General features: G+C 67.8%; 7 protein-coding genes. 5 read left to right on the top strand and 2 right to left on the bottom strand.

All coding sequences use genetic code 11. The features are described 5' to 3' along the window. Positions 1-4 precede the first annotated feature (4 nt). The 3 genes from DIE22_RS05750 to speD are packed head-to-tail and all read left to right on the top strand — an operon-like array spanning position 5 to position 2,045. On the top strand, positions 5-1,525 hold the full coding sequence (locus DIE22_RS05750) for a DUF4178 domain-containing protein (protein WP_124501356.1): 1,521 nt from the start codon (positions 5-7) through the stop codon (positions 1,523-1,525). Further along, positions 1,525-1,671, top strand: coding sequence for a hypothetical protein (locus tag DIE22_RS38090; protein ID WP_185640554.1), 147 nt, complete (start codon positions 1,525-1,527; stop codon positions 1,669-1,671). The genes DIE22_RS05750 and DIE22_RS38090 overlap by 1 nt, the downstream gene beginning before the upstream one ends. Continuing rightward, a complete protein-coding gene (speD, locus tag DIE22_RS05755; RefSeq protein ID WP_124501357.1) occupies positions 1,668-2,045 on the top strand; it encodes an adenosylmethionine decarboxylase in 378 nt (125 codons plus the stop codon). The genes DIE22_RS38090 and speD overlap by 4 nt, the downstream gene beginning before the upstream one ends. A 7-nt stretch (positions 2,046-2,052) precedes the next feature. On the opposite strand, the gene DIE22_RS05760 is transcribed toward speD, so the two are convergent. Beyond that, positions 2,053-2,505 (bottom strand): SRPBCC family protein, encoded by a 453-nt coding sequence (locus tag DIE22_RS05760; RefSeq protein ID WP_124501358.1) that lies wholly within the window; start codon positions 2,503-2,505, stop codon positions 2,053-2,055. Positions 2,506-2,686: 181 nt separating this feature from the next. On the opposite strand from DIE22_RS05760, the gene DIE22_RS05765 reads away from it, so the two are divergent. Together DIE22_RS05765 and DIE22_RS05770 are read left to right on the top strand one after the other, a co-directional pair. Beyond that, positions 2,687-3,727 (top strand): bifunctional nicotinamide-nucleotide adenylyltransferase/Nudix hydroxylase, encoded by a 1,041-nt coding sequence (locus tag DIE22_RS05765; protein WP_124501359.1) that lies wholly within the window; start codon positions 2,687-2,689, stop codon positions 3,725-3,727. A 74-nt stretch (positions 3,728-3,801) separates the two neighbouring features. Continuing rightward, complete coding sequence (locus tag DIE22_RS05770; protein WP_124604700.1) at positions 3,802-5,235, top strand: nicotinate phosphoribosyltransferase; 1,434 nt, start codon at positions 3,802-3,804, stop codon at positions 5,233-5,235. 42 nt (positions 5,236-5,277) lie between these two features. On the opposite strand, the gene DIE22_RS05775 is transcribed toward DIE22_RS05770, so the two are convergent. Beyond that, positions 5,278-6,154: PLP-dependent aminotransferase family protein (locus DIE22_RS05775; RefSeq protein ID WP_148093197.1), on the bottom strand; the 877-nt coding region annotated here is incomplete at its 5' end.

The raw sequence follows: 6,154 nt of genomic DNA on the forward strand, positions 1-6,154 counted from the left end.
GCGCATGTTCAGTACTTCGTGCCCCCAGTGCGGCGCGCCGGTCGAGTTTCGCTCGGCGGCGGCGGTGATGGCCGTCTGCGCGTTCTGCCGCAGCACGCTGCTCAAGCGCGGCGCCGACGTCGAACGCATCGGCGAGCTCGCCACGGTGCTCGACGACGCGTCGCCGATCCAGATCGGCACGGCCGGACGCTACGGCAAGCGCACGTTCACCGTGCTCGGTCGCATCCAGATGACCTACGACGCCGGCACGTGGTGCGAGTGGTACATCGTGTTCGACGATGGCGCGTTCGGCTGGCTGTCGGATGCGTCGGGCCAATACGCGGTCACCGTGCGCGAGCCCGACGATGCGTCCGGCGGCGCGTGGCCCGCGTTCGGCACGCTCGAACCGGGCATGCGGATCGATCACGGCGGCCGCGCGTACCTGGTGTCCGACGTGCGCACCGCGCGCTGCACGGGCGGCGACGGCGAGTTGCCGTTCCGGGTCGATGCGGGCTGGGAAGCGCGCGTCGTCGACCTGCGCACCGGCAGCGCGTTCGCGACCTACGACTATTCCGACGCCGATGCGAACGGCGGGAGCCCCGCCGTCTATACGGGCGAGGCACTGGAGTTCGACGCGCTCGCGTTCACCGGGCTGCGCGATGCCGACACCGATACGCGCGAGAAACGCGGCGCGGCGATGGTGCCGTTCGCGTGCCCGAGCTGCGGCGCGCCGCTGTCGTATGCGCCGAACGTGGCCGACTACGTCGTGTGCGGCAGTTGTCATGCGGGCGTGCAGTGCACGGCCGAGCAGCAGACCGTGTTCGCCGCGCAGCGCAAGCTCGATGCGGTGAAGGGCGCGCTGGAGCTCGGTGCGACCGGTACGTTCGACGGCGTGAAGTACACGGTGATCGGCATGATGCGCTGCCGCGTGCCGGGCGACGACGAGACATGGGACGAATACCTGCTGCTGAACCCGAAGCGCGGCTTCCTGTGGCTCGTGCAGAGCGAAGGGCGCTGGGAGCGTGTGCAGGTGCTCGATCACTGGCCGGCGATCGGCAGCGAGTCCGACGTGACCGAAGGCGGCAAGACTTATCGACTGCGTGAGACGTACGACTCGGAAGTCGTGTACGTGGTCGGCGCGTTCAACTGGCGCGTGCAGGTCGGCGACCGCACGTCGATCGTCGACTACGGCTGGCAGAAGGACAAGCTCACGCGCGAGCGCAGCATCGCGGAAATCGTCTGGTCGCGTGCGCGACCGTTGTCGGCCAGCGCGCTGGCCGAACGCTTCGGCACACCGGCGCTCGCGTCGGCGGCGGTTGCGCCCGCAACGGGTTCGGCCGGGAAGTCGACGGGCCTGTTCGACGCGAAGTACCCGCACAGCTTCGCGCCGCTGCCGATCGTGTTCAGCGCGCTGCTCGTGATCTTCAACATGGGCGCGCTGTTCTCGTTCAGCAGCCGCTCCGTCTACGTGCTGATCGGCCTGCTCGTGCTGTGGCTGCCTGAATGGCTGTGGAAGGGCTTCGCATCGGATGGGGGCAACGCCTGATGCGGCACATTCTCTACGGACTCTACGGGCTGATCGTCGTCACGTTGTTCAGCTGCACGTCGCTGGGCGGCAGCGGGTCGGGCGGCAGCGGGTGGGGCAGTTCGTCGGCCCGCAGCGGCTACTCGTCGTACGGGTCGCACAAATGACGGCGCGCGACGGGATCGCACCGCCGCGTGCGACGTTGGGCTCGCACGTGCTGGCCGATCTCGCCGGCATCGACGCGGCGCTGCTGCGCGATGCCGCGCGGCTCGAGGCGGTGCTCACCGACGCCGCGCAGCGGGCGGGTGCGCGCGTGATCGGCGCGCATTTCCATCATTTCGGCGGCGAGCATGGCGTGACGGGCGTCGTGCTGCTCGCGGAGTCGCACATCACGATCCATACGTGGCCCGAGCACGGTTTCGCGGCCGTCGACGCATTCATGTGCGGCGCCGCGCGTGCGGCCGATGCGGTCGATGCAATCGCCGCCGCGCTCGGCACGCTCGCGCAGGTCCGGCAGCAGGTGGCGCGCGGGGGCGCGTGAGCGACGCTCAGTGCGGCCACGCCTCGGCTTCGGCCCAGCGCTTGAACGAGTCGAGACGCCGGCGCGTGTGCACGAGGTAGAACGCGCCGATCAGCGGTTCGAGCAGCCAGCGCAGCCACGCCGGTTGCGCGCGGAAGTGGTACGTGAACTTCACTTCGGTCGTGCCCGGCGTGCGCTCGGTGAAATTCCAGCTGCCGCTGAAGCGTTCGAGCACCTTCGGCCCGTCGACCATTTCGACGGCCGCGACCTGCGGCGGGCGATACGAGATGTAGCGCGACACCATCGTCGCGCCCGACTGGCTGCGGCAGAACGCATCGACGCCGACGTCGGCCGTCATCCCGTCGAGCAGATACGCGTCGACGAGGAACATGTCCCACACGAGCCGCCGCGCATAGTCCTGCGACCAGGTGAAGAGGCGTCTGCGATCGACGCCGACGATCCGGCTGACTGAGACCATCATGATGGCGGGCGCAACGGCGCGGAACAGGATGAAATCAAGTGTAACCCGCCGGCGCCGCGCATTTCTTTAGACTTCGTCAAGTCGAGCGCATGCTCGATTGACCTTCCACGGGAATTCCCCTACGATCGATTCCGTGCCTTCGGGACAGACCCGAAGCGTTTCAATCTCTTGAGGGAGCCTCATGAGTACGCAACAGAACCGGCGCTTCGACGCGCTCGTTTTCATTGGTCGTTTCCAGCCTCCGCATCGTGGTCACCTGAACGTGCTGAAGTCGGCACTGAGCCGGGCCGAGCGCGTGTGCGTGCTGATCGGGTCGACCGACAAGCCCCGCACCATCAAGGATCCGTTCTCGTTCGACGAGCGCCGCCAGATGCTGGCTTCGCTGCTCGATGCGTCCGAGCGCGAGCGCGTGACGGTCGCGTCCGTGCAGGATTCGACGTACAACGACGGCGACTGGGTGCGCTGGGTGCAGGATGCCGTGGCCGGCGCGCTCGGCGACGTCGCGCAGCGCAAGGTCGGGCTGATCGGCCACGAGAAGGACGCCACGTCGTATTACCTGCGGATGTTCCCGCAATGGGAGCTCGTCGACGTCGATGCGACCGAAGACATTTCCGCAACCGAAATCCGCGACCAGTATTTCGCCGAACGCACCAACAGCTTCGTGCAATGGGCGGTGCCGGAACCCGTATTCGGCTGGCTCGAGCGTTTCCGCACGCAGCCGGAATTCGCGCAGCTGAAGGCCGAGGCGGAATTCATTGCAGGCTATCGCAAGGCATGGTCGGCCGCACCGTATCCGGTCACCTTCGTGACGGTCGACGCGGTGGTCGTGCACTCGGGCCATATCCTGCTCGTGCGCCGGCGCAGCGAACCGGGCCGCGGCCTGTGGGCGTTGCCGGGCGGATTCGTGAACCAGGACGAACGGCTCGACGCGGCGTGCATCCGCGAACTGCGCGAGGAGACCGGCCTGAAGCTGCCGGAGCCCGTGCTGCGCGGCTCGATCAAGGATCGCCAGGTGTTCGATCATCCGACCCGCTCGCTGCGCGGCCGCACGATCACGCACGCGTGCCTGTTCAACTTCCCGACCGGCGAGCTGCCGCGCGTGAAGGGCAGCGATGACGCCGACAAGGCGCGCTGGGTGCCGCTCAACGAATTCGCGCAGATGCGCAACGTGATGTTCGAGGATCACTTCGAGATCGCGTATCACTTCCTGGGGAAACTGTGATCCGCTGATTCCCCGGATTCCGGTCCGCCGCGACAGACGCGGCGGCACTTCAACGGCCTAGAGGAGCTCTAGCCATGCAACACGATCCCGGCGGCTTTGCCGCGGTTCTCGCCAATCCGATCCTCAACACGGATTCGTACAAGGCTTCCCACTTCCTGCAATATCCGCCCGACGCGCAGGCAATGTTCTCGTACGTCGAATCGCGCGGCGGCCGCTACGACCGCACGCTGTTCTTCGGCCTGCAGATGCTGCTGAAGGAATATCTGTGCCGGCCCGTCACGCACGCGATGATCGACGACGCGCGCGATTTCTTCGCGGTGCACGGCGAGCCGTTCAACGAGGACGGATGGCGTCATATCGTCGAGCATTACGACGGCTATCTGCCCGTGAGGATCCGCGCGGTGCCCGAGGGTTCGATCGTGCCCGTGCACAACGTGCTGATGACCGTCGAGTGCGACGATCCGAAGGTGTTCTGGCTCGCGTCGTATCTGGAGACGATGCTGTTGCGCGTGTGGTATCCGGTGACGGTCGCGACGCGCAGCTGGCACCTGCGGCAGACGATCCGCCGCTTTCTCGAGAAGACCGATGACGATCTCGCGCAGTTGCCGTTCAAGCTGCACGACTTCGGCGCGCGCGGCGTATCGAGCGCGGAATCGGCCGCGATCGGCGGCGCGGCGCACCTCGTGAGCTTCATGGGTTCGGACACGGTGCTGGGCGTGCTGGCCGCGAACCGCTTCTATCGCGAGCCGATGGCCGCGTATTCGGTGCCGGCGGCCGAGCACAGCACGATCACGTCGTGGGGGCGCGAGCGCGAAGCCGATGCATACCGGAACATGATCGCCCGCTTCGGGCTGCCGGGTGCGATCGTGTCGGTCGTGTCGGACTCCTACGATCTGTTCGCCGCACTTGAAATGTGGGGCGGCCCGCTGCGCCAGGCGGTGATCGACTCGGGCGCGACGCTCGTCGTGCGTCCCGATTCGGGCGACCCGGTGACGATCGTGCTGCAGACCGTGCGCGCGCTCGACGCATCGTTCGGTGCGACCGTGAACGGCAAGGGGCGGCGCGTGCTGAATCGTGTGCGCGTGATCCAGGGCGACGGCGTCGACGAGGAGTCGATCGGGGCGATCCTTGCCGCGCTCGACGACGCGGGCTATGCGGCCGGCAACGTCGTGTTCGGGATGGGCGGCGCGCTGCTGCAGCAGGTGAATCGCGATACGCAGCGCTTCGCGATGAAGTGCTCGGCGATCCGGCGCGATGGCGTGTGGCACGACGTCCGCAAGGATCCGGTCACCGATCAGGGCAAGCGCTCGAAGAAGGGCCGGCTGACGTTGCTGCGCAATCGCCGCACCGGCGAGTACCGGACGGTGACGCTGCCGGTCGCGTGGGACGATCGTGCGCTGGAAGGCGAGTGGGACGATGCGCTCGAAACCGTGTTCGATACCGGGCGGATGCTGGTCGATACAACATTCGCCGAGGTACGGGCGAGGGCGCACGCGGCGGAGGCGTGAGGGCGGCGGCGGGGTGGTCATTCACCCCGCCGCTTTCGGTGCTCATCGTTCGTCGGCCAGTGTGCGGCCGCTGCGTTCCGCCGCACGCGCCGCGTCCATCGCCCGCGCGAGCGCATCGAATACCGCCGGCCCCTTGCAGCGGGACACGTTGAAGCGCATGAACGACGTCGCGCAGTGCGATGCGCTGAACACATCGCCCGGCGCGAGCACCACATCGTGATCGAGCGCATGGCGCGCAACGCGCGCGGCATCGAGCCCGTCGGGCAGCTCGGCCCACACGAACAGGCCGCCGCGCGGTTCCGTCCAGATCCCGAGCCCGGCGCGCGCGAGCCGCCGGATCGTTTCGCCCATCGCATCGGCCAGTTGCGCACGCAGGCTGTCAAGATGGCGCCGGTACGTGCCGTCGACCAGCAGCCGATGCACGACGTTCGCGCCGATCTGCGCATTGCCGAACGACGTCGCGAGCTTCAGGTCGACGAGCGCATCGATCCACTCGGGGCGCGCGGCGACATAGCCGCAGCGGATCGCGGCCGACAGCGTCTTCGAGAAACTGCCGATCGATACCACGCGCGACAACCCGTCGAATGCCGCAAGGCGCGGGGCGGGCGTGCTCTCGAAATCCGCGAAGATGTCGTCCTCGACGATCAGCAGGCCGTGCTCGGCCGCGAGCGTCAACAGCCGGTGCGCGACCGGCGGTGCGAGCGTCGCGCCGGTCGGGTTGTGCAGCGCCGAGTTGGTGATGTAGAGCCGCGGCCGGTGTTCGGCGAGCACCTGCTCGAAGCGCGCGAGATCGGGGCCGTTCGGCGTGTACGGCACGCTGACGATCCGCGCGCGATGCGCGCGCAGCAGTGCCTGGAAATTGAAGTAGCACGGATCGTCAAGGACGACGGTGTCGCCCGGCTCCAGCAGCAGCCGGCAC

It is taken from the genome of Burkholderia sp. Bp9142 (genome assembly GCF_003853415.1).
Taxonomy (GTDB): domain Bacteria; phylum Pseudomonadota; class Gammaproteobacteria; order Burkholderiales; family Burkholderiaceae; genus Burkholderia.